The following is a 2,505-nucleotide window of genomic DNA, read 5'->3' as shown; positions in this document are numbered from 1 at the left end:
GAGACAACGATGATCGTGACGTCGATGACCTTATGCAAGAGATCGACCACCTTTTCGTTCACTCAACAGCCGACGCTAACGTTCAAAGCTGAGTAGTCAGCGAGCGGTCGAACCGGACTTCTCGAACAGCTGTGTAAGTACGTTTTGCTGGGCTTTGCGGAGGTGCTGGTTGAACGTCTGGCGAGTCACACCGAAGCGGTCCGCGAGTTCGTCGCCGGTGCTCGTCCGGGGCGAGTCGAAGTAGCCGCTGAAGTACGCGGCTTCGAGCGCGGCGAACTGCCGTTCGGTGAGTTCGTCGACGACGACGTCGTACAGGAGGTGTGGCGAGTAGACGAGATCTGCCGAGACGAGTTCGATCTCGGGGTGAAACTCCCGGATTCCGTCGGCGGCCAGCCGGGGGTCGACGTCACCCGGAAGTACCCCGGTAAAGCGAACCTCGTCGTGGGCGATAACGATTCCGAGAGCCTGTCCGTCGAGCGACTGGAACACTTCCGAAACCGTCGTCGACTCGGCCTTCGCTTCGACGCGACTGTACCCACCAGTCGTACTGAGCAGCCGAACGTCGACGTAGTGTGGGACTTCCTCGACCGTGGTGACGAACGCACTCGCCGAGAGATCCGACGTTCCCATGTACTGGACGGTCGCGTCGCCGGACAGCGAGACGACCGACTCGATGTCGATGCGCCACCTGCCCGCGCCGACGCGAAGCGACGGCGGAACCGCCGACTCGTCGGCACGGAACTCGACTCGCCTCGTTCGCTCGCTCGTCAGACGCTCCTCACGGCGTTTCAGACCCGTTACGTCCTCGAAAGCAACGACGACGTACTCGACTTCGCCGTCCTCGTTCTCGACGGGCGAGGAATTGGAGGTCAACCACAGTTCCGAGCCATCAGGCCGCTCGAGCCAGTGTTCGAACCCGAAGACCGGGTCGCCGGTCTCGAGGACGCGTGTCACTGGATGCTCCTCGACTGGAATTGGGGCCCCGTCGTCGTCGTAGATGTGCCAATCGGTCGATCCGTATTGTCGACTCGTAATCTCGTCTCGGGCAAGTCCGAGCAACTCGATCGCCCGTTCGTTCGCGAACGCGATCCCACCGGTCGAATCGACGATGACCGTACTGACGGGGCTGGCATCGAACACGCGCCGCGAGAGCCCTTCTGGCGGTAGGTTATCGGCCACCTCGGCCGCGCGTCCTTCCGAAGCCGGTTCTTCGCCGGAGGTTCCGGTATTCGACCGATCCATTATCGATCCACCTCGGTTCGAGCGTGCGAGTGGAGAGGTATGGTACTCGCCGTCCTCGAACGGTGTCGAGACGGCGGTTGCTGTTCGATTCGGCATCGCTTCACAGGGGCCGTAGGTCGTCGATAGACAAGTGTCTACCACCGGTCGGACGGTCCGACAGTCCGTCAGACTGGCTGTTCGTCGCGATCCCACAATCAGGGTTGCTCGTCTGGAAAGACGCTCTCGGGCAGGTACGCCGAGACGGTCCAGTTCGGTGCGTTGACGACCTGGTTGAGCTTCAGGTCGACCGCGGCCGAACACAACACGTACGCCTGTTCGCGGCTCAGGCCGCGCTCGGTGACGAGGTGATCGATCATGTCGCGAACGGCGTCTTTGGCCGCCCCCCGCAGGTCGTCACCGATCCCCGTCGTCCCGAACGCTCGCTCGTCGCGTCCGGTCGGTGTGAACGGGCCGCTCGTCTCGAACTGCGGGCGAGCGACCTCGAGGTCCGAACGGACCGTGAGTCGACACGTAACCGACATCGGCGCTTCGATTCCCGTAATGCAGACTTCCCCGTCACCCTGGGCGGCGTGGCAGTCCCCGATACTGAACAGCGCGTCCTCGACCGCGGTCGGGAGGAACAGCCTCGAGCCCGCCGTGAGGTGTTTGATGTCGAGGTTTCCACCGACCGCACGCGGCGGATTCGTGTCGTGGACTCCCGGTTCGGCCGGGGCGACGCCGATTGTCCCCGGGAACGGGTGTAGCGGTACCTCGATCCCGTCGACGAAGCGGGCCATCCCGTCCTCGAGGTCCCAGACGTGGAGTGAGGGCTCCGGGAACTCCTCGGGAAGGAGTCCGAACCCAGCCTCACCGGGAAGGACGAGCGTGTATCCCCAGCCGCGGTGCTCGACGTCTAGCAGATCGATCTGTAACGTGTCGCCGGGCCTGGCACCGTCGACTGCGATCGGACCCGTCAGCGCGTGAACCTGATCGACATCCAGCTGGGCCAGGTCCGCGACCGTCGCGTCGGGGCCAAGCTGGCCGTTCGTCGAGTCGCGACACTCGAGCTCGAGGACATCCCCAGAGTCGACGGTCAGTACAGGCTCACGATCCTTATCCCAGTCCGTGTGGACGGCGTCGTCTGTCGCTTTCAGGTGGTGGTCGACTCCGTCGGGATCGCTGGCACTGGACATGCGATGCTCTGTTGAACGCAAGAAGGCGACAGTATTGAATTTATGATATTCGTCTTAATGCCGCTATATGGCCTGAGAGTCCTGTTTTGAA

Annotated in this window: 2 protein-coding genes; both read right to left on the bottom strand. The window is 62.9% G+C overall.

Annotation, left to right across the window (positions count from 1 at the left end; all coding sequences use genetic code 11):
* Positions 1 to 96: 96 nt before the first annotated feature.
* Complete coding sequence (locus C446_RS02025) at positions 97 to 1,242, bottom strand: helix-turn-helix domain-containing protein (protein ID WP_049919977.1); 1,146 nt, start codon at positions 1,240 to 1,242, stop codon at positions 97 to 99.
* Between the two features lie 194 nt (positions 1,243 to 1,436).
* The gene (locus C446_RS02020) at positions 1,437 to 2,414 is read right to left on the bottom strand and encodes an acetamidase/formamidase family protein (protein ID WP_006671383.1); all 978 of its coding nucleotides are present in this window, start codon (positions 2,412 to 2,414) and stop codon (positions 1,437 to 1,439) included.
* Positions 2,415 to 2,505 lie beyond the last annotated feature (91 nt).

The organism is Halobiforma nitratireducens JCM 10879, assembly GCF_000337895.1.
Classification (GTDB): Archaea; Halobacteriota; Halobacteria; order Halobacteriales; family Natrialbaceae; genus Natronobacterium; species Natronobacterium nitratireducens.
Note: the sequence above shows the minus strand (reverse complement) of the source record. Positions and strands in the feature narration are given on the sequence as shown.

Excerpts from the sequence above, each read along its gene's own strand:
- C446_RS02025 (WP_049919977.1), bottom strand. The coding sequence starts at position 1,242 with ATGGATCGGTCGAATACCGGAACCTCCGGCGAAGAACCGGCTTCGGAA.
- C446_RS02020 (WP_006671383.1), bottom strand. The coding sequence starts at position 2,414 with ATGTCCAGTGCCAGCGATCCCGACGGAGTCGACCACCACCTGAAAGCG.